The organism is Vibrio sp. 378 (assembly GCF_033339435.1).
Map to the genome: position 1 here is coordinate 1 of NZ_JAWOUO010000005.1, position 20,425 is coordinate 20,425.

Genomic DNA, 20,425 nt, shown 5'->3' on the forward strand with positions numbered 1-20,425 from the left:
CAGTAAATAAGTGATCAGAAATAGCGTAGGGAAAATGCTTGAGAACAAGGCGCAATTTTTCGATAAGTAGTTATTCTGCAATCAAAAATTGCAACGCAGTTATCGAGTATTTTAACAAGCTAGAATGACCAGTTATTTACTACGATTGGTATAACCTATACTCAATCTCACTAAAGCAACCAACCCCATGTGAAGCTCCACAAACAAAAGGCTGAGGAGCAGATCTTTACCCTACAAACAATGTACTAGCTATTTTGATTTTGTTAGTTCGTATGGCCTTAATATGAATGTTCAATATAACTAGGAAAACACTTGAGGACTTACTAGAAAAAGTGGGTTCGCAAAATTACCAAACGGACTCAATTAGTGATGTTTGTATAAAAACACGTACAAGAAATATAAATGATAGATACAAAAAATCCCGCAGGGGATGCGGGATTTTTACTAGTGACTAAATTGGTTTAAAGGTGACTAGCCTTGAATACCAACGATTAACCATGGCGCATTAGGCGCAGTCAAGTCACGCTCTAGGTGCCAGATATCTTCGATTTCTTCTTCAACACCTTCTACTGTGTCACGGTAACGACCGCTAAACTGCAGACTAAGCTGTGCTTTATTTGCATCGTAATCAGCACGGACGATCTCCGCATCAACGTACATTACGTCAGTATGCTGCTCACCGTCGAGCTTCGCGCGCTCTGCTTTTAGGTCTTCAAACAAGCTTGGAGAAACATATTCTTCAATAGTTTCTAGCTGGTTGTGATTCCACGCACCTTGCAGGATTCGATAGTGTTCACGAGAACCATTAATGAACGCTGCTTGGTCAAAACCCGGTGGGTAGTTATGTGGTACGTCTGTTTGAGCGCCAAAACCACCAAAGCCACCATTATTTGTGTTTGGTTGTTGCTCAAAGTTTTGCATGTTTGGTTGCTCAAACTTAGATGCGTTGCCACCAAATGCAGGCTGTTGACGATGCTGGTTCATACTGCCCTGCTTCGCACCTAGCATACCGCGCATTAGTTTAAAGATGACAAAGGCAATCAAACCAATAATTAGGATATCCATAAACTGGATACCTTCAAAAGCACCGCCAAAGAATGCAGCAAGTAGACCACCAGCAAGAAGTCCGCCTAGCAGACCACCCATAAGGCCTTTCTTACTTGAAGACTTTGTCGTCTGATCTTTGCCGACCGTATTGGTGTTTTGTTGCTGTTGTTTCGGTGCTGGTGCAGTTTTGTAGCTCTTACCGAAAGACTTACTGCCACCAAACTTCTTCGCTTCCGCGATAGGCGTTACAGCAACAGTAAACATCAATAAAGCAACAATAGAAAATAAACGTTTCATCGTTATCCTTAAAGTTAGCTATCTAAGATAGTGCCCCATTTTCAAGACGAAACAATCGTTGTTTCAAACAGTAGCACGCCAAAGATGATTTTTAAGTCATCATACTCTGTATACCGATTGATGAAAATAGCTTATAGAAGCTGACATGTATCAGAATATTGCCAAAAATGCAGACTGCTCACACTGCTTACAATTCAGCTGAAGGCGCTTGATCAATGTAAAAAAAGTATGGAATAAGTTCACTAATACTCCAGATTGTTTTACTTGAATTAGAATCAGTGACACAGCTCAGAATCCTACACCTTGAGGACACTTGGATACATTGCCTTGTTGACGGTTAATAGGTAGCTGACTATCATATTGAACGATGTTCAATAAAGTAGTTTGAGAGTATGGCGCGCAGAAACGATCACACCCGAGAAGAGTTAGTGAATTTGACGTTAACAACGGTCAAAAACTTTTTAGATGAGAATTCTTACCACGAACTCAGTCTTCGTAAAATCGCTAACATGATTGGTTACGTGCCAAGCACATTGGTAAATGTTTTTGGTAATTATAATTTGCTACTGCTTCATGTTGTCGCTCAAACTTTAGATGAGTTATCTCAAGAAGCACGCAAAGCGACTAATGACAGCAAAGACTCCCATCAAGCGCTTTTTGAACTCGCTTATTGCTACCACGATTTTGCTCAAAAACACCCATACCGTTGGCAGTTAGTGTTCGAACACAACATGAATGGAGCAGAACTTCCGGAATGGCATGCCAAACGTATCGATGGTATGACGGGAATGCTAGAGTCACTATTGGCTCAAATCGCACCACATCGTACTGAATCCGAAGTGATTCAAGCGAGTCGAGTCCTTTGGTCTGGCGTACATGGCATTACTTTACTCAGTGTTGATGATAAGTTTTTCTCTAGTGAACCGATTGATGGCAAAGAGTTGATCAGTAATCTTCTTTCTAACTATCTCACGAACTGGTAGCAAAGGATTATCCATGTCATCCGACAGACAGCCGTCGTTACTTACGCAGAGAAAGTTCCTGCCCTATTTCATTACTCAGTTTTTTGGCGCTTTCAACGACAATATTTTTAAAAACGTTTTGCTGTTGTTTGTCGCATTCGCGGGCTCCAGTGCACTGCCTATTTCGAGCAATTTGTTCATCAACCTTGCGGCAGGCTTGTTCATTCTACCGTTCTTTCTGTTCTCTGCTTCCGCTGGCGTATTAGCCGACAAATATGAAAAGTCATGGTTTATTCGTAAGGTCAAACTATTTGAAATAGCCATCATGCTGTTGGGTGCCATCGGATTCATAACCGAAAGTTATGGTGTGCTTTTATTGCTACTGTTTTTAATGGGCACACAGTCAGCATTTTTTGGCCCAGTTAAATATGCCCTTTTGCCTCAAAAGTTAAATGCTAAAGAGTTAGTGCCCGGCAACGCTCTTGTTGAAGCTGGTACCTTTATCGCCATCCTTATTGGCACCTTAGGCGCTGGGATTATAGCCTCTGCAGACAACGCAAAATACCTTGCCGCATTTTGTGTCGTGATCTTCGCATTGTTAGGCTACTTGTCGAGCCGCTCAATCCCCTTTGCTGCAGCCAGCGCTCCCAATCTCTCTTTTCGTTGGCAACCATACAAGCAAACCAAACACACGCTCTCTATCGCCAAATCCGAGCGAGTTGTTTTTCAATGCATAATGGCAATAAGTTGGTTTTGGTTTTTAGGCGCCGCATATCTAACACAATTCCCGAATTTCACTAAGATTTACCTAAATGGCACCGAGAGTGCGGTGTCTTTCTTGCTCGCTCTATTTTCCATTGGTATCGCGCTAGGGTCGCTACTTTGCAATTGGATCTCAAACCATCGTATCGAAGTCGGTATTGTGCCAATTGGTGCCTTTGGCATTACGGTATTTGGGTACCTAATGGCCACTTCCATTCCCAATGATCTACCTGTTTTCCATAACTTTGTAGACTTCTTTAGATATGAGCCTTTTTGGCCATTATTTTTCTACCTATTGATGATTGGCGCTTCGGGCGGTTTGTTTATTGTGCCTCTTTACGCATTAATGCAGCATCGAGCAAAGGAAACCGAACGTGCTCAAGTCATCGCAGGGCTCAACATCTTTAACTCTCTGTTTATGGTCGGCAGCGCTGTCTTAGGTATTGTGTGCTTAAGTGTAATCAAGATGACAATTCCTCAGCTGTTTGCATTGTTAGCCATTTTAAATTTCTTAGTCGCCGCTTACATCTTTTTGCAAATTCCTATTTTTGTAGTTCGCTTTGTCATGTGGATGCTTACGCACACCATCTATCGAGTTAAGCATAAGAATCTACACAACCTACCCGAGCATGGTGGGGCATTGATTGTATGTAATCATGTAAGCTACATGGATGCATTGCTACTTAGTGCCGTATGCCCAAGGTTGATTCGTTTTGTGATGGAGGAAGATTACGCCAACCTACCTCCATTAAGGCGCTTTTTACGTCGAACTGGGGTAATTCCAATTTCAGCGAGTAACAGAAGCTCTATCAGACGTGCATTTAACGATGTGGAAGCTGCGCTAAGCGAAGGTCATATCGTCTGTATTTTCCCTGAAGGAAGATTAACTTCAGATGGTGAAATGAATGAATTCATGCGCGGTATTGATATCATTCTACGTCGTAGCCCAGTACCCGTCATACCTGTTGCACTTAAAGGCTTATGGGGAAGCTATTTCAGCCGCGCAAAAGGTCGCGCATGCCGTGGCTTACCGACTCGATTTTGGTCAAAGCTAGAAATTGAGGCAGGACAACCGGTGCCACCAAATGAGGCAACGGCAAAAACAATGTTCGATAAAGTGCATCAACTCAGAGGCGACTGGCGATAAAATACACTTGAACACATGTTTAGGATAACTGAACATGTGTTCAAATCATTAAGACAAACTGACCACACCCAGTGCGATATACTCTCCCTTTCATTCACAACAGCGAATAAAAACCTTGAATAGAAACTACCTCCTGTTTGGATTGGCGTTACTTTTTTGTTTAACCCCCCTTGCCTCCTCTCCCATTGCTCTAGTTATCGGTTTTCTACTCGCAAGTTTTGGTTTTGTGCCTTCCGAGCTGCCCATCGCTTCTTTTACTAAAAAGCTGCTGTCTTACTCGATTATTGGCTTAGGCTTTGGCATCAACTTTGAGCAAGCGCTTGCAGTCACATCGGATGGTATCGGCCTGATCATCGCCACTATTACAGGCACACTGATCATGGGCACTCTCATTGCCAGGGTAATTAAATTGGAGCGAGTAACCGCTTACTTAATCTCATCAGGTACTGCAATTTGTGGTGGTAGCGCAATTGCTGCTGTGGCACCGGCGATTAAAGCGAAAGACGAGCAGATTGGATTAGCACTGGCAACAGTGTTTGTCCTGAACTCCATTGCACTCTTTGTGTTTCCTGTGATTGGACATGCTTTAGGGCTAGATCAACACACGTTTGGCACATGGGCTGCGATTGCCATTCATGACACATCTTCTGTTGTCGGGGCTGCCTCGGCCTATGGGGAAGAAGCACTAACGACGGCAACAACATTGAAACTCGCGCGCGCTTTATGGATCATTCCTGTTGCTTTGATCAGTGCCGTCATCTTTTCAAGAGGCCAAAAAGAGAATGGAAAGAAAAAACTAGCTATCCCTTATTTCATTTTTTGGTACTGTGCAGCTATCGCGTTTAGCGACTTCTTTCCTCAATTTGAAATGGTCTATCACGGCATTTTCATTGGAGCAAAGCAAGCGTTGGTTGTTTGTCTGTTCTTGATAGGTTGCAGCATTTCAATTTCAAAACTAAAGTCAGCTGGAGCTAAGCCGCTGTTGTTTGGTGTGACTCTGTGGGTGTTAATTTCGACCACTTCTCTAAGTTGGTTACTGTTTTAGATATTGGTGGTCTGCTTATCGCGTTGAGGGGACGGTATTTCCCGTTTGCTATTTTTGTATATAACGACCAACGCAATAGCGATCAAAAATGCCGTTAGCTCAGCAAGAGAGCGGGCTAGCCCTTCACTACTTATCGCGATACCAATTTGTAGTGCTACTGCCGCAATTAAAACTAGCTTTGCCATCCTGAACCTTATGCATTTTCTCTCCACGAAGAAGCATAATTATGATTCAGAGTTATAAGGATACGAAATTCTCTTTATGACTAATACATAGCAAAATTGACTAATGCTGAAGTGATGACAACAGCCACTCTTTCACGGCCTTACGCGAAATTTTGATCCCATCTTCTAGTAGAGTTTGTGGCATTACATGGTATTCCACTGGCCATTTAAACTTCTCTAACTTTGATTGCAAGTGCTGGTCATACTCCGACTTGCTGCGCAATCCATTGGTCTGAATCACAGCTACTGGTCTATGACCAAACTCCGCGTCTTCGACTGGAACCACTATACTCTGCACTACACCATCAATTTGGTTCAAAGCGGCTTCAATCTCTTCACAATGGATATTCTCACCACCAGAGATAAACTGATTGTCGGCACGGCCGATTATCTTTAATTCATCACCTTGCCACTCGCCAAGATCCTTGCTGTCAAACCAGCCTTTCTCATCCAGGAATGGGGTAACATGTCCTTGATGGAAATACCCTGCCGCTAATGTCTTACCGCCAATAAAAATGCGTTGGTCAACTAATTTTATCTTACGGTGCTTCAATACATGTCCAGCATTACTGGTGCAGTCAATTCTCTTTGCGGTAACGGTAGAGGCCGCCTCCGTCATCCCATAACCTAACCATGTCTCAATGCCTTGCCCTGTTGCTCGTAGTGCCAACTCGTGATCAACGTGGCTGCCGCCCAGTAGCACATGTGTCAATGACAAATGTGCATCATCATCCAATAACCGTTTGAGCTGAGTCGCAACCAAAGAAGCGTGTGATACGCCCTGAACATCATCAACAAGTTTCCCTGAACCGACTTTTAGTGTTGCTCCGACATATAGCCAACGATAGACAATCGCTAATCCAGAGACGTGATACAGCGGAAGCGATAACAGCCAAGCATCTTGCTGAGTGAAAATGAACTCCTGCAACAAGCCCTCTGCAGACGCAAGATGCTGTCGATGTGTATGAACCACAGCTTTAGGCTCACCTGTAGAGCCAGAAGTAAATACTACTGAAGCGAGCCGGTCATGATGATAGCTATCTTCAGTCAACGAATCACTCTCTTGCTGTGATACTACAGGCGGTGAAAGCAATGTTGCCTTGAGTTTTTGTATATCATGTTCAGAAAAGGTCGAAGCGCACTCCTGAGAAAACCAGATAAACCGAGTTTGATCAGGCCTGTAAAGTGTAGCAAGCTTACCCTGCAACTTATCTAGTGGTTGTTCCATGGTCAGCGCAGCGAGCGCGCCTAACTGTTTGGAGGCAAGATAAAACAACAGTGTTTCTACTTGGTTCTTGCCAACCAAAGTCAGCACATCCCCCCGAGTTACACCCAAGTCATTCAAATAGTGAGTGTATTGGTCAATACGCTTCGAGAGTTGTTGCCAGTTTAAAACTTCTGTTGATGTCTTGAGTGCAATAGAAAAAGGGCTCGTTTGAGCCCAATATTTCCATGGTGCCTTCGCAATATTGTCTACGCAGAATGCCACACAATCTCCTGGTCTTTTAGAGGAAGTACGGGAAGTTCACACTTAGGCCAGCCCTGCTCTAGCTGAGCTTTGAATAAGCCAATCGTATCCAAACCTGGAACTTCATCAGGCAGCTGCCATTGGGCAAAGCGCGCTAATTGAGTTAAACCGAGACTGGATTCAATGCTCGAGCTAATCACTGCTTTCATCCCTAGTGACTTCGCTTTCTCTATCAGTGTAATACAAAAATCCACTGAACCAATGAGTGTGGGTTTGATAATGATCGTTTTCACTCCAGTTAGATCTTCAAGACGGAAATCTTCACGACGAACCGCATCTTGCAATGTTTCATCCCAAGCGATAGCAATACCAGTATTAATCGCAAAAGAGAGACTATCGCCAGGAGAGCGGCACGGCTCTTCCAAAAAGGTAATGCGCTGACGCAAAGACGGAGTAATGTATTTAGCAAACTGCTGCGCTCTTTCTGGTGTCCAAGCGCGATTGGCATCCAGTCGAAGCGTTAATTGAGGGATTGATTCAAGAAAAAGGTTCACAAGCATGCCATCGCGAATTGGCTCATAAAGTCCAACTTTCACCTTAGCGACTTTCTCACCTTCCATTTCGTTCAGCTTTGGAATGAGCTCATCTGGGTCGCCAGTGCATAGTGGCGCTGTTTGGTATTTACCTTGTTGTGGTAAGCCACCAGCTAATTCAAGCTGTGCCATCGATAAACCAAACGCAACCGACGGGTACATATTGGCATAATCCACATCCAACTCTGCTACCCAACGCTCAGCCTGCTCTTGTAGTTGAACACCCGCATCTTCGGTGCTCTCTAAGCTAAAACCAGGAAGAGGAGCGACTTCTCCAAGCCCTGTTTTACCATCTTCGATAAGCGCAACCACATAACCAACACGTTCGGTTAGCTTGTTGTCACGTAGGATGACACCACTATCCATGGGCAAGCTATAACGATAAATTTTCGCTTCACGCATAATTCAAGTCCTATGTAATGCCGTATATTTGAGCGTTCTGACGAGCAATCCCACCAGCCTCCCAGAGGGCGAGGCGCTCAGGAAAAAAGGAACAGAGGAGCTAACACGCTCCTCATTTAGACGGATTATGGGTTGCGTGGGAATTTATCGAAGTCTGGGCGACGCTTCTCGTTAAAGGCGTTACGACCTTCTTGGCCTTCATCAGTCATGTAGAACATCATCGTTGCGTTACCCGCTAGCTCTTGCAGACCCGCTTGACCATCACAATCTGCGTTTAATGCAGCTTTCAGGCAGCGCAATGCCATTGGGCTGTGCTGTAGTACTTCACGACACCAACGAACGGTTTCTTTCTCTAGATCCGCTAGTGGTACAACTGTGTTTACTAGGCCCATGTCTACTGCTTCTTGAGCATTGTAGAAACGACATAGGAACCAAATTTCGCGAGCTTTCTTTTGGCCTACGATGCGAGCCATGTAAGATGCGCCCCAACCTCCGTCAAATGAACCCACTTTAGGGCCTGTTTGACCAAATTGAGCGTTGTCAGCTGCAATTGTTAGATCACACATCATATGCAGTACATGACCACCGCCAACAGCCCAACCAGCTACCGATGCAATAACTGGTTTTGGACAAGTACGAATATCACGTTGGAAGTCCAATACGTTTAGGTGGTGCGTACCTTGGTCGTCTTTATAGCCGCCGTAGTCGCCACGGATCTTCTGGTCGCCGCCAGAACAGAATGCGTCTTCACCTAGACCTGTCAGAATGATCACGCCAACACCAGAGTCGTAACGCGCATCTGCCAACGCATCAATCATCTCTTTTACCGTTTGAGGACGAAACGCGTTACGCACTTGAGGACGCGCAATGGTGATTTTCGCGATACCATCTTCAGACTTATGGTAATGAATGTCCTCGTATTTCTCGCCGCAATCTTTCCATTGAACCGGAGCGTAAAGTTCTTCTTCAGAAATGCCTACTGTTTTAGCCATGGTGATTCCCATTGTTCTCGTTACTCTCACCAAAGTGAGACTGAATTATTTGCTTGGTATGTATCGCAAACTGTTTGGGCTGCTCTTGATGGACGTTATGACCAGCGCCTTCAACTTGTCGATACGCCAACCCGCTATGTTGTGCCAGTTGGCTAAATTTTTGGTCTTTCTCACCACACAAGTAATACACTGGTATGTTCTGCTTTTGCAGTGAGGGCAACAAATATGCCTGTTTGGCTAACGATGTCGCCATCAACATATTCGCCACCGCTGAGCCAAGATTATCACTTCGCTTCGCAATGAATGTTTGTCTTTGCTCATGGTTTAGTGAAGAAAACACCGCTTGTTGGTACCAATCGTTCAAAACACGTTCAAGTGGTTCAGTTTTGAAACGCATTGCCCAGCGAGCATCATTCTCTAATCTCACCTGTTTCTCTGACTCAGTTTGAAGCCCGAAGTTTCCCCCTTCAACAATCGCGCCCGCAATATTGAGATCTGGAAAGCATTGATGGGCAATACCATGCATCGCAATGCGGCCGCCCATAGAGTAACCAATCAAAATAAGTGGTTGTTGTGAGGGAAATAATAAAGATAGTGTGGAACCAAGAAGTTTGCAGCAATCATTCAGATCGCTGCAAGAAATAGATTGGCTGTGCCCATGACCAGGGAGGTCAACCGTAACACGTTCATACTCGGGTAACGCGTTGATACACGCTTGCCAATCGGCACCGCTACCAAGCAAGCCATGCAAAAACACCAAAGTGGGCAACGTTCTACTTTGGTGTTTTTCTAATACAGGGAAACGTTCAAAGTAAAGCATTCAGACTCTTATTAAATGCCTTGAGTGTCTCAGCAGCTTGGTTAGGTGGGGTTTGAACCTCGACCAGCAACGTTCCTTGGCCGTGACATAAATGCTCTTTTACAGATGATTGGAATTGCTCCAGTGTAGAAACATGCAAATACGCCAAACCAAACTGCTTTGCCGCGTGTTCAAACTGATAACCATGAGGCATTTGATAATATGTCGTCCTGCGCTCTGGTGGTACTGGCAACATATCAAAAATCGCACCGCCGTCATTATTAGTAACAACAAGTACCGCCGGCAGTTTATTGTGAGAAAATAGCGCCAGAGAATTGAGATCATAAAGTGCTGCTGTGTCACCAATATACACCAGTAACGGATTACCTCTTGCCCGTTGCACGCCTGATGCCGTAGCAAACAAACCGTCAATCCCTGACGCGCCTCGATTAGTGAAAACCTCTACACCATCCAATTTTCCGTACATATCAACAAGCCGAACAAACAAGCTATTACCCAAGAAAACATCTACGTTCTTTGTGCGCTCGTTGATGTCTGCTGCCAACGCAATTTCGTCAACGGCAGACGCTGAATCAGATAGGAAGGCTTCTTCGATACGTTGATGAACTCGCTTAACGTCATTCGCTAACCTATCAGCCCACCCAGCAAATATTGACTTCTCAAAGCTAATGCGAGAAACCCACGTTTGAGGAGGCTCAACCCAGTGCATTTGCGCCAGATGATTTTGGTTATTCCGGTCCATACAAGGTGAGACATACCAATACTGAACGTCTTTACTTTGTTGATTTTTCGATACTTGTTTATCAATCCATTGGTTCAAACGTTTGGAGATGATTCGGCTACCAAATTGGATAATAAGTTCACAAGATTCAAGCTCGTTTGCGAACTCGGGAAGTTGAAGCCATACATCGTAATACGCCCAATCCGAACTGAGACCACTTTGCGGGTCTGCAAGTACTGGCCATCCCATCTTTTGTGCAAATGCCTGCGCCGACTTCGCTTGTTCAAGCGGTAAGCTGCCAATCACAACCAAGCCTTTTTTGTCTGAAAAAGGCGGGATGTTCGCCTGTGACAAATGGCTAAAACGCTGAGTATAAGTGCCGCTTCCTTTTCGCCATCCGGCGACCGAATCTAAGTAGGTTTGATAATCCGCTTTTGCGCCGTTGGAATACAAAGGCTCTGGAAATGCACAATTAATATGAACGGCACTACCCTGCAATTGCTGAGTAAACATCACTTCGTCAACAGAGGTCAGCAACCAGTTAAGCGACGTTGCTAAATTTGGGCTTGGTAAATTCAAACTGGCCGAAACATGATGTGAAAAAATACCCAATTGATTTATCGCTTGGTTTGCACCACAGCCGACAAGTTCTACTGGACGATCTGCTGTCAGCAGCACCAGTTTTTCACCAGTAAGTTTGGCTTCGGCAACCGACGGTAATAAGTTCGCCACTGCCGTACCAGAGGTAACGATAATTGCCACGGGTTCCTGAGTAGCTTTCGCTAAACCAAGAGCCATAAAGCCCAATCCACGCTCATCAAAATGAGTATGAATGGAAAAGTCGGACTGTTCTGCCGCTTCTAAAGTTAAAGGCGTAGAACGAGATCCGGGAGCGATACAAACATGCTTAACGCCAAATCGCTGAAGCTCAATCAATATGGTTTCTGACCAAACTCGATTGAGCACCGCTTGGTCATGACTCATGATGCGACTCCCAATGGCGGATGATCAGAAATCAGCGTAAGTAACGTCGACATTTTCTTATCAAGTTCTGCCCACTCATGTTCTGCAATGGAGCCTGGAACAATCCCTGCGCCCGCAAACAGTTGTACTTGCTCACCGAGCACAAGCGCACTTCTGATTGCGACACAAAACTCTGCTCGTTCATGGCTGATGTAACCCATTGACCCCGCGTACCAGCCGCGTGCAAAGGGCTCATTATCAAGAATAAACTGCATAGACTCTTGTCGGGGTAAGCCAGCAACCGCCGCTGTTGGCTGAAGCGCCGATAACAACTGAACACCATTTATCCCCGCTCTTAGACTAGCGTGAATATTTCGCTTAAGGTGCTGCACTTTTCGTAGTCTGACCAAACTCGGTTCAGCTTCCACTTCAACCATTTCAGAATGCGGTGATAGACGATCAATGATGTCGTCCACCACATACTGGTTTTCGTTGAGGTTCTTTTGGTCTTGGGATAACCAATTCGCCAACTCCATATCTTGAGTGGCATTGTCTCCCCGACCAATCGTACCTGCTAACGCTTCGGTATGTAGCTCATGCCCTACGCGAGAATACAAACGTTCTGGCGTAGACCCCATAAAACTGTGCTTACTGTCTAAGCTCAGCATGAAATGGAAGCTATGATGGTTATTTAAGTAACTTGCTTTAAGTAGCTGTGCAGCACTTAATGTGTTATCAAGCTGCACGGTAGAGCGACGCGCTAAAACCACTTTCTTAAAATCATCATTCTCTATACCAGTCAGAACCTTATGAACTAACTCATTCCATTGAGGCTGACTTGGCGTATGAACAATAGAGCGGATGTGAGACGAAATTGGAGCTAAGGTTGCGACCTCACAAACCAGTTTATTCAACCCAGCTAGAGTTCGCGCTTTGTCTTCTGAAATATTAACTGCGAGAGACCACTGTTGGTCAAAACGAATTAACTCAATTTGAGGCAAAAAGAAAAAAGAAGGCATACAGCGGCGATTCTTCTCATGCTGCCCATCAAAAGAGCGCCCGCCCCAAACTCTTTGCCCTTCACCCAGAATGGTATAAGCAGGACCTGGCTCAACAAAAGCGTGCAATTGCCCTAGTGCAACGACCTCTTCACGTGTATCGCGGGACTGCCAATAAAACTTAGGGAAAAGTGGTTGTGCATCAAGCCAATCAATAAATGAGAAATTAGGTTTCTCGCTAAGGGGCTCGACCAGACGTGTTTGATTGCCTTCCGATTGCTGAACTCGCTCGATAATTCTCTTTACGGCTTGATGGAACTGTGACAAATCAACCTCGTTGTATGTGAGGATAAATGGTAACTGACGGCTACTCTAAGTTTAGACCCAAAGCAAATCAAGGTCGTATGCGATCTTTTGCAAAATCCTGTGATAGCAAGCGAGCAAAACTTAACCAGCAGACAGATTATTTACAGATATATATTCTAATAAAAAACAAATTATTGTATTTTAATAAAGAAATTAACGAATTTTTAGGAATTAAACAATGCAAAATATCGGGATGTCGTCAAAACTCGACAATGTCTGCTACGACATTAGGGGTCCTGTACTCAAACATGCTAAGCGCATGGAGGAAGAAGGGCATAAAATCCTAAAGCTAAACATTGGTAACCCTGCCCCATTTGGTTTTGACGCCCCTGATGAGATTTTAGTCGACGTGATTCGTAATCTGCCGACTTCTCAAGGCTATTGTGATTCCAAAGGTATTTACTCTGCTCGTAAAGCTGTGGTCCAACACTATCAGCGTAAAGGTATACGCTCGCTAGATGTCGAAGATGTGTATGTAGGTAACGGCGTGTCTGAGTTGATCGTAATGGCCATGCAAGCGCTATTAAACAATGGCGACGAAATGCTGATCCCAGCACCAGACTACCCGTTATGGACAGCTTCAGTTGCACTATCTGGTGGTAAGCCGGTTCATTACCTATGTGATGAAGAGGCTGACTGGTACCCAGACCTTGAAGACATCAAAAAGAAAATCACACCAAAGACACGTGGCATTGTTCTGATCAACCCGAACAACCCGACAGGTGCGGTATACAGCCGTGACTTCCTACTTGAAGTGATTGAGATAGCACGCCAGCATAAACTGATCATTTTCGCAGATGAGATCTACGACAAAGTGTTGTACGACGGTGCAACACATACCTCAGTCGCCACACTCACTGAAGACGTGCTAGTCATGACATTCAATGGCCTTTCAAAAGCCTACCGTGTTTGTGGTTTCCGTGGTGGCTGGATGTTCCTAACGGGGCCTAAACATCTGGCTCAAGGGTACGTGAATGGCTTGGAGCTGCTTTCATCGATGCGTTTATGCGCAAACGTACCAATGCAACATGCGATTCAAACCGCGTTAGGTGGATACCAGAGTATTAATGAACTGATTTTACCTGGCGGACGCTTATTAGAGCAGCGCAACCGAGCGTATGAACTGATCAATCAGATTCCTGGTGTTTCTTGTGTCAAACCTAAGGGTGCGATGTACCTCTTCCCGAAAATCGACACTAAAATGTACAACATCAAGAACGATCAACAGATGGTTTTAGATTTCTTAAAACAAGAGAAGGTCTTACTAGTGCAAGGTTCTGGCTTTAACTGGCCAAAACCAGACCACTTCCGCATCGTGACACTACCGCACGTTGAAGATCTAGAAATCGCCATTGGACGTTTTGAAAGATTCCTATCAACCTACAGCCAGTAACGAATCACTGGTAGTATTTAGTGCTGATCTCTCATATGCTTAGAGGAACTCCTAGTGAGTTCCTTTTTTACACCAGAAACGGAGAAAGCCATGAAAGAAAGCCATTTTTTCGCCCACCTGGCTCGAATGAAGCTGATCCAACGCTGGCCTTTAATGCGGTCCGTCTCACCAGAAAACGTTTCAGAGCATAGCTTACAAGTTGCTTTTGTCGCTCATGCCCTTGCCCTAATTAAAAACAAAAAATTCGGCGGTAACCTTAATCCAGAGCGTATCGCGATTCTTGCCATGTACCATGACTCCAGTGAAGTATTAACGGGTGATCTTCCGACTCCAGTGAAGTATTACAACCCTGAAATTGCCAAAGAATATAAGAAGATAGAATCGGCAGCGGAGCAAAAATTACTCTCAATGTTACCGGAAGAGTTCCAAGATGACTTTGCCCCCTATCTTCTTTCTCACTCTGCTCACGAAGAGGACGCAAAAATCGTTAAGCAAGCCGATTCCATCTGTGCCTATTTAAAGTGTCTCGAAGAACTAAGCGCCGGTAACCATGAGTTCGCTCTGGCAAAAAAACGCTTAGACGTCACTTTGCAAGAACGCAGAACGCCTGAAATGGATTACTTTCTCAATACCTTTGCCCCAAGTTTCGAATTATCGTTAGATGAAATCAGTTAGCTTACGGAGATAATCGTGTCGTTTGAATTACACCCGCAATGGCAAGAGCGCCATGATGATGAGCATAAAATCCGTCGAGACGACCATCGGAGCCCGTACCAACGAGACCGAGCGCGCATTCTTCACTCGGCTGCATTTCGACGCCTACAAGCAAAAACCCAAGTACACGGCAATAGCTTGGAAGACTTTCACCGCAGTCGGTTAACACACTCCTTAGAAGCGTCGCAACTCGGGACCGGTATCGTCGCCCAGTTAAAGAAAAAACAGCCAGAGTTCCGTGATCTATTACCATCAGACAGCTTAATTGATTCATTATGTTTGGCGCACGACATCGGGCACCCCCCATACGGTCATGGGGGAGAAGTCGCTCTAAACTACGTAATGCGCGAACATGGCGGCTTCGAGGGGAACGCCCAAACCTTTCGTATAGTCACTAAGTTAGAGCCTTATACCGAGCATTTCGGAATGAATTTATCACGCCGCACACTGCTTGGTTTGATTAAGTACCCTGCCCTCATTAGTCAAACACGCTCCGTCAAGTTGCCTCAGCCAGCCGAGCATCAACGTAAACTAAAAGCAAAAGACTGGAGCCCAGCTAAAGGCATTTATGATTGTGATAAAGACTTATTTGATTGGGTAATTGCACCGCTTTCTGACAACGACAAGGCATTGCTTAGTCTGATGCGTTCAACGCCAGAATCGGAGTTTGAGCACAGTAAAACGCGTTTTAAATCACTCGATTGCTCAATCATGGAGCTGGCAGATGATATCGCCTACGGTGTTCATGATTTAGAAGATGCAATCGTACTTGGTATGGTGACACGTCAGCAATGGCAAGAAGGCGCAGCAAGTCAATTAGCGGACTGTGGCGACCCGTGGTTTGAAGCTCATATCGATTCCATCGGACAGATGCTATTTAGCGGTAAGCACCATGAGCGGAAAGACGCCATCGGTGGTATGGTTAACGCGCTACTGACCAGCATTTCAATCAAAATGGTGGATGAGCCGTTTAATAACCCGTTACTGTCTTGGAATGCGTGTTTAGAACCACAGATGGCACGTGCACTTGACGTACTCAAGCACTTTGTCAGCACCTTCGTTATCCAAGTCCCGCAGGTCCAGATCGTTGAGTATAAGGGTCAGCAAATTATTATGGATATTTTTGAAGCGTTAACAGCAGACCCAGAGCGATTACTACCCGTTCATACAAAAGATCTGTGGTGTCAGGCGAAGAGCGAGAGCAATAAAATGAGGGTCATCGCCGATTATATTTCTGCAATGACCGATGGTCACGCGCAAAAGCTACACCGCCAACTTTTCTCTTCCATCGTTCTTTAGTAACACTCAACCTTTCAAGTAATTCTTTTCAAAAACGCCCGGAGGCATCTGGGCGATTTGGAATTCGATCATCTTTTCAAAGGCACGCATCAGCGGTGTAAAGTCTCGCTCGGGTTCAAGCAAGCGAAGCGAATGATAACCAGCCTCGACTGTCGATAAGCTATTCTCAGAGGGCGCCTTACGAATGGTGTAGTGCCCTTGTAGTTGCTTAGGCAACTGCACGGTTGGGAATGAATGTAAGTTGCTTGAGAGTTGCCACATTTTGTACGCTTTTTTCCACGTACCATCGAGCAAAATCAAACGTATTTTCTTAGATACACTATGACTCGCTTGAGTGATTTCAGAAATGCATCGTGACTCTTCTGATGGGTAAAGAACAAAATGTTGATATGACTCATCCGCTAATAAGTGATTTAAGACATCATCACAAGAAAAGTCCTCTCCTATCAAACAAATACAGTTATCTAAACTCAAATTGAGAATCCGTGCCGTACCAAGCGGACGATGTTCTTCACTCGTGTGCTGAAGAATGATAAGTTCTACCTCGCTTGCCAGCGGTACAATCCATTGGCAAATACACGCTTTTTGCGATTTTCCACAACGAGAACAATAACGAGACATAGAGTGAACCTTTATACCTTGCTGAGTATTATCAGCGTGATCTGTTTGATACTTCAATTTGAACCAATGGCAAGCCTAACCGAGTGGCACAGCTACAATATACGCCATGGTGAATGGTGGCGAATCGTAACAGGAAATCTCACACATACCAACTTTGCGCACTTAGGAATGAACCTCGCAGGATTGTGGATCATTACTTTTATTTTTCGCCCAAGCACTCGTAACTTCCTTATCGTTTTTTCAATCTTATGTGCATGTGTTGGTGCGCTGAATTTGTTTACCAACATGTCGGTGTACGTGGGTTTATCCGGCGTATTACACGGATTGTTTGGATTTTGGGCGCTCAGAGAAGTCTTTGAAAGCAGAAGAAGCAGTGTGTTGTTAGTCGGAGGGCTAATCGCCAAAGTAGCATGGGAGCAGGTCTATGGCCCATCCAGCAGTACTGCTGAGCTTATCGGTGCAAACGTTGCTATTGATGCTCATATGTTTGGCGCACTCGGTGGGTTAGTAATGGCTTTAATGGAAAAAGGCCTTCGCCGTCGTTTATTCGGATAAAAAATCCCGAACCACGAAAGAGGGGCTGGTTCGGGAAAGCAGTAATAGGGAAACAGATATTGTTCTGAATTCAGACTCAATATCTACGATACATCAAGCTACAGTAAAATGCGGTCTTCGTTTTTCTTAACTGTCGCTTCACCTATGCCTTTTACGCTCTTCAAATCTGCTGCCGTTTTAAAAGGGCCATGTTCCTCGCGGTAGTCCACTATACTCTGCGCTTTCTTCTCACCTATACCTTTCAACATGGTCGCAATTTCTTCAGCAGTGGCCGTGTTGATATTTACAGTAATTTCAATTCCTTCATATTTGTCAGTGGCTGAATCCGCAGCCATGCTAAAAGGTGCAAAAACAAATAAGCACAATGTCAAAATCCATTTCATATTGAACATACAATCTCCAAAATAGTAGGCTAAAAACAGTCGTCGAGAGCGAGTCACTATCAAGTTTGAAATGGAAAGCAATATGGTTATGCATTTAACAAACTGAGATGACCCGGAATTCACAACGGCCGCTATCACTTAAACGCGCACTAATTTAAGTAATGCCTATTGATGATTGAAGTTCATAAAGACAAAAATAAAACGGACCGCTTATGCGGTCCGTTTTATTCAACATACAAATTACACTAATTGTGCTTAGTTGCTCACAACAAAGTACTCAATGTCAGTATTTGCACGCAGTACGGCTAGTACAGATGATAAATCTTGCTGAGAAGATGCACGCTGCATTTGCATCGCAACTTGATCTTCTAACTCACTATCTAGCTCTGCGTTTACAGCATCAAGCTCGATGATAATGATGTTACCTTCAAGATCTTTAGACTGACCGTATACTGGTTTACCATCGACTGGTTTTGCCATCGCGAATACCGTTGTTGCCAACGGAGAACGACGATCTACTGTCTCTTGTTCACCAAAGGCAAGATTGTTTTCAGCAAGCACGTTCGTCTTACCTTCTTTCAATGCCGCAACGACTTGTGTTCCAAGTTCCATCGCTTCTTGCTCACCTTTAACACGAGATAGCTCTGCAACAACCTGATCTTTCACTTCTTCTAGTGGAAGAACTGTCTCGTCACGCGCATCTTCAACACGAACAACGATAATATGCTCAGGCGCAACTTCGATAGCTTCAGAGTTTAGGCCATCTTCTTTAACTTCAGGGCTTAGGATAGCTTGCATTACCGCAGGGCTACGAAGCACTTCAGGTGCATCAACCTGAGAAATAAAGTCCGTTGTCTTCACTTCTTGGTTAACCGCTTGAGAAGCATCATACAATGAGTCTGGGTATTCAAACGCTACGCGCTCAAGCTCATTTTGCAACTCGTAGAATTGATCGATCGCTTGTTGGTCGACCATCTCTTGTTTGATTTCAGCAGCGACTTCTTCAAATGGCTTCGCCACAGAATCTTTTAGCTCTTCAAGCTTGATAATGTGATAGCCAAAGTCCGACTTTACTAGACCCGACGTATCGCCAGGATTCTTCAGTGCGAATGCCGCTTCTTCAAAAGCAGGGTCCATCACATCACGCTCAATCCAACCTAGGTCACCACCGTTTTCAGCGCTGCCAAAATCGTCAGATTTCTCTTGAGCAAGCGTCGCAAAATCTGCACCCGCGTTTAGCTCATCTAGGATAGCTTGCGCTTTTGCTTCATCGTCCCCTTCTACAAGAATGTGAGCGACACGTCGTTGCTCTTCTGAAGAGTATTTGTTTAAGTGCTCGTCGTAGTACTTTTTCACCTCAGCATCAGAAACATTAACTTGTTCCTTTAGCGCTTCAGCTGACAGTTCGATGTAAGAGACTTTAACCTGCTCTGGGCGTGTAAAGTTGTCTGGGTTTGCTTTGTAGTACTCTTGAATTTCTTCGTCGGTCAATTCAATATTTTTCGCAAACTCCGCTAAGTCGATCTGAATCGTGCGAATATCACGAGTTTGAGTGAACAGCTTGCCTTCTGCTTGTACTTCACCCGGCAGAATAAATTCACTGTTTTGTAGCGCATTCAGCAGTTGCTCACGAACCAATTCACGACGCATGTACTCAGCAAAAGAGTCTGGCGAAAAGCCTGCACGACGCAAAGAAGCTTGATAGATCTCTTGATCAAACTGACCATTAGATTGGAACTGAGGCATGTCTAGAATCATGCTACGCACTTGAGTGTCGCTGATTCGCAGACCCAAAGCTTCAGCTTGTTGGTCAAGCAACACGTCATTGATCATTCGATCTAAAACGGATTTGCGGAAAGATTCAACATATGCAGGGTCAGCCAGCATTTGAGAGAAGTAGTCACCCAACTGAGCTTGCATACGGTTACGCTCATTTTGGTATGCCATCTCGAACTCACCACGAGGAATCTCAGTGTTACCGACTTTCGCTGCAGAGTTGTTGCTACCACCAACGATGTAGCTACCTACACCTGCAAATACGAAAGACAGGATGATAAGTCCAAGGATAATTTTGACCGCGATGCTATTCACGCCTTCGCGTAGTCGATCCATCATAATTTAACTGCTCTCCACAATTGAAGCCTACTGCTTCTATCTAATAGAAATAATGGCGCAATAATATCAGAAAAAGAAATGCGCATCAGTATGATGCGCATAATTTAAGAAAGTTCGGCTCGAAGTTTGTAAATTTTTGTTCGAAACTTATTGTTTGAGCAAAAGTTAAGCAAATGGCCGGTTACAGAAATAACGCCGTGATTAGTTACAAGCGTCTTTCAGTGCTTTACCAGCTTTGAAAGCTGGTACTTTTGCTTCTGCGATTTGGATTTCTTCACCAGTTTTTGGGTTACGACCAGTACGTGCAGCACGAGTACGAACGCTGAATGTACCAAAGCCAACTAGAGCGACTTGATCACCAGATTGAAGAGTTCCGCTTACTGCTTCGATGAATGCATCTAGAGCACGACCCGCTGACGCTTTAGAAATATCTGCATTTTCTGCGATTTGTTCTACTAACTGAGTTTTATTCACTGTAATTTCCCCTTTGTGTCATCTGTGATTATTTTTGTGATGACTTTCGTTCCATTGTTAAGAA

General features: G+C 44.6%; 19 protein-coding genes. 7 read left to right on the plus strand and 12 right to left on the minus strand.

Annotation, left to right across the window (positions count from 1 at the left end; translation table 11 throughout):
- Positions 1–471 precede the first annotated feature (471 nt).
- The gene (locus R7Q48_RS10600) at positions 472–1,344 is read right to left on the minus strand and encodes a Tim44 domain-containing protein (protein WP_005384268.1); all 873 of its coding nucleotides are present in this window, start codon (positions 1,342–1,344) and stop codon (positions 472–474) included.
- A 392-nt stretch (positions 1,345–1,736) separates the two neighbouring features.
- On the opposite strand from R7Q48_RS10600, the gene R7Q48_RS10605 reads away from it, so the two are divergent.
- The 3 genes from R7Q48_RS10605 (at position 1,737) to R7Q48_RS10615 (ending at position 5,260) form a co-directional block, all read left to right on the plus strand.
- Positions 1,737–2,327 (plus strand): TetR/AcrR family transcriptional regulator, encoded by a 591-nt coding sequence (locus tag R7Q48_RS10605; RefSeq protein WP_005382308.1) that lies wholly within the window; start codon positions 1,737–1,739, stop codon positions 2,325–2,327.
- Positions 2,328–2,340: 13 nt separating this feature from the next.
- Positions 2,341–4,215, plus strand: coding sequence for an MFS transporter (locus tag R7Q48_RS10610; RefSeq protein WP_256903166.1), 1,875 nt, complete (start codon positions 2,341–2,343; stop codon positions 4,213–4,215).
- Positions 4,216–4,330: 115 nt separating this feature from the next.
- Entirely contained in the window at positions 4,331–5,260 is a 930-nt protein-coding gene (locus R7Q48_RS10615; RefSeq protein ID WP_005384270.1) for a YeiH family protein, read from the plus strand.
- On the opposite strand, the gene R7Q48_RS10620 is transcribed toward R7Q48_RS10615, so the two are convergent.
- From R7Q48_RS10620 to R7Q48_RS10650, 7 genes are all read right to left on the minus strand, one after another.
- A complete protein-coding gene (locus tag R7Q48_RS10620) occupies positions 5,257–5,445 on the minus strand; it encodes a hypothetical protein (RefSeq protein ID WP_017634658.1) in 189 nt (62 codons plus the stop codon). The genes R7Q48_RS10615 and R7Q48_RS10620 overlap by 4 nt on opposite strands.
- Before the next feature lie 100 nt (positions 5,446–5,545).
- Positions 5,546–6,973, minus strand: a complete 1,428-nt coding sequence (gene menE, locus R7Q48_RS10625; RefSeq protein ID WP_238844082.1) for an o-succinylbenzoate--CoA ligase — start codon at positions 6,971–6,973, stop codon at positions 5,546–5,548.
- Complete coding sequence (gene menC / locus R7Q48_RS10630; protein WP_238844081.1) at positions 6,958–7,947, minus strand: o-succinylbenzoate synthase; 990 nt, start codon at positions 7,945–7,947, stop codon at positions 6,958–6,960. The genes menE and menC overlap by 16 nt, the downstream gene beginning before the upstream one ends.
- A 125-nt stretch (positions 7,948–8,072) precedes the next feature.
- Positions 8,073–8,939, minus strand: a complete 867-nt coding sequence (gene menB, locus R7Q48_RS10635; protein ID WP_005382318.1) for a 1,4-dihydroxy-2-naphthoyl-CoA synthase — start codon at positions 8,937–8,939, stop codon at positions 8,073–8,075.
- On the minus strand, positions 8,932–9,759 hold the full coding sequence (gene menH / locus R7Q48_RS10640; protein ID WP_238970239.1) for a 2-succinyl-6-hydroxy-2,4-cyclohexadiene-1-carboxylate synthase: 828 nt from the start codon (positions 9,757–9,759) through the stop codon (positions 8,932–8,934). Before menH ends, menB begins: the two co-directional genes overlap by 8 nt.
- Positions 9,746–11,464 (minus strand): 2-succinyl-5-enolpyruvyl-6-hydroxy-3-cyclohexene-1-carboxylic-acid synthase, encoded by a 1,719-nt coding sequence (menD, locus tag R7Q48_RS10645; RefSeq protein WP_256903167.1) that lies wholly within the window; start codon positions 11,462–11,464, stop codon positions 9,746–9,748. Before menD ends, menH begins: the two co-directional genes overlap by 14 nt.
- Positions 11,461–12,768 carry an isochorismate synthase MenF gene (locus R7Q48_RS10650; RefSeq protein ID WP_033906881.1) on the minus strand — a complete coding sequence of 436 codons (1,308 nt, stop codon included), beginning with the start codon at positions 12,766–12,768 and terminating at the stop codon, positions 11,461–11,463. The genes menD and R7Q48_RS10650 overlap by 4 nt, the downstream gene beginning before the upstream one ends.
- A gap of 217 nt (positions 12,769–12,985) precedes the next feature.
- Here R7Q48_RS10650 and R7Q48_RS10655 point away from each other — a divergent pair, with 217 nt between their 5' ends.
- The 3 genes from R7Q48_RS10655 (at position 12,986) to R7Q48_RS10665 (ending at position 16,213) form a co-directional block, all read left to right on the plus strand.
- Positions 12,986–14,200, plus strand: a complete 1,215-nt coding sequence (locus R7Q48_RS10655) for a pyridoxal phosphate-dependent aminotransferase (protein ID WP_005384283.1) — start codon at positions 12,986–12,988, stop codon at positions 14,198–14,200.
- 90 nt (positions 14,201–14,290) lie between these two features.
- Positions 14,291–14,875 (plus strand): 5'-deoxynucleotidase, encoded by a 585-nt coding sequence (gene yfbR, locus R7Q48_RS10660; protein WP_025766954.1) that lies wholly within the window; start codon positions 14,291–14,293, stop codon positions 14,873–14,875.
- A 15-nt stretch (positions 14,876–14,890) separates the two neighbouring features.
- The gene (locus R7Q48_RS10665; RefSeq protein WP_213967019.1) at positions 14,891–16,213 is read left to right on the plus strand and encodes an anti-phage deoxyguanosine triphosphatase; all 1,323 of its coding nucleotides are present in this window, start codon (positions 14,891–14,893) and stop codon (positions 16,211–16,213) included.
- A gap of 6 nt (positions 16,214–16,219) precedes the next feature.
- Here the strand turns inward: R7Q48_RS10665 and R7Q48_RS10670 are convergent, their stop codons facing one another.
- Positions 16,220–16,834, minus strand: a complete 615-nt coding sequence (locus R7Q48_RS10670) for a tRNA-uridine aminocarboxypropyltransferase (RefSeq protein ID WP_213871761.1) — start codon at positions 16,832–16,834, stop codon at positions 16,220–16,222.
- A 3-nt stretch (positions 16,835–16,837) separates the two neighbouring features.
- On the opposite strand from R7Q48_RS10670, the gene rrtA reads away from it, so the two are divergent.
- A complete protein-coding gene (rrtA, locus tag R7Q48_RS10675) occupies positions 16,838–17,389 on the plus strand; it encodes a rhombosortase (protein WP_165401728.1) in 552 nt (183 codons plus the stop codon).
- 98 nt (positions 17,390–17,487) lie between these two features.
- On the opposite strand, the gene R7Q48_RS10680 is transcribed toward rrtA, so the two are convergent.
- The 3 genes from R7Q48_RS10680 to R7Q48_RS10690 form a co-directional block, all read right to left on the minus strand.
- A complete protein-coding gene (locus tag R7Q48_RS10680) occupies positions 17,488–17,772 on the minus strand; it encodes a ComEA family DNA-binding protein (RefSeq protein WP_031777211.1) in 285 nt (94 codons plus the stop codon).
- Positions 17,773–18,027: 255 nt separating this feature from the next.
- Positions 18,028–19,887 (minus strand): peptidylprolyl isomerase, encoded by a 1,860-nt coding sequence (gene ppiD / locus R7Q48_RS10685; RefSeq protein ID WP_005382334.1) that lies wholly within the window; start codon positions 19,885–19,887, stop codon positions 18,028–18,030.
- Between the two features lie 201 nt (positions 19,888–20,088).
- Entirely contained in the window at positions 20,089–20,361 is a 273-nt protein-coding gene (locus tag R7Q48_RS10690) for an HU family DNA-binding protein (protein WP_005382341.1), read from the minus strand.
- Positions 20,362–20,425: the final 64 nt, after the last annotated feature.

Excerpts from the sequence above, each read along its gene's own strand:
- ppiD (WP_005382334.1), bottom strand. The coding sequence starts at position 19,887 with ATGATGGATCGACTACGCGAAGGCGTGAATAGCATCGCGGTCAAAATT.
- R7Q48_RS10605 (WP_005382308.1), top strand. The coding sequence starts at position 1,737 with ATGGCGCGCAGAAACGATCACACCCGAGAAGAGTTAGTGAATTTGACG.
- menH (WP_238970239.1), bottom strand. The coding sequence starts at position 9,759 with ATGCTTTACTTTGAACGTTTCCCTGTATTAGAAAAACACCAAAGTAGA.
- R7Q48_RS10680 (WP_031777211.1), bottom strand. The coding sequence starts at position 17,772 with ATGAAATGGATTTTGACATTGTGCTTATTTGTTTTTGCACCTTTTAGC.
- R7Q48_RS10600 (WP_005384268.1), bottom strand. The coding sequence starts at position 1,344 with ATGAAACGTTTATTTTCTATTGTTGCTTTATTGATGTTTACTGTTGCT.
- yfbR (WP_025766954.1), top strand. The coding sequence starts at position 14,291 with ATGAAAGAAAGCCATTTTTTCGCCCACCTGGCTCGAATGAAGCTGATC.
- menB (WP_005382318.1), bottom strand. The coding sequence starts at position 8,939 with ATGGCTAAAACAGTAGGCATTTCTGAAGAAGAACTTTACGCTCCGGTT.
- menD (WP_256903167.1), bottom strand. The coding sequence starts at position 11,464 with ATGAGTCATGACCAAGCGGTGCTCAATCGAGTTTGGTCAGAAACCATA.
- R7Q48_RS10655 (WP_005384283.1), top strand. The coding sequence starts at position 12,986 with ATGCAAAATATCGGGATGTCGTCAAAACTCGACAATGTCTGCTACGAC.
- R7Q48_RS10620 (WP_017634658.1), bottom strand. The coding sequence starts at position 5,445 with ATGGCAAAGCTAGTTTTAATTGCGGCAGTAGCACTACAAATTGGTATC.
- R7Q48_RS10610 (WP_256903166.1), top strand. The coding sequence starts at position 2,341 with ATGTCATCCGACAGACAGCCGTCGTTACTTACGCAGAGAAAGTTCCTG.
- R7Q48_RS10670 (WP_213871761.1), bottom strand. The coding sequence starts at position 16,834 with ATGTCTCGTTATTGTTCTCGTTGTGGAAAATCGCAAAAAGCGTGTATT.
- menC (WP_238844081.1), bottom strand. The coding sequence starts at position 7,947 with ATGCGTGAAGCGAAAATTTATCGTTATAGCTTGCCCATGGATAGTGGT.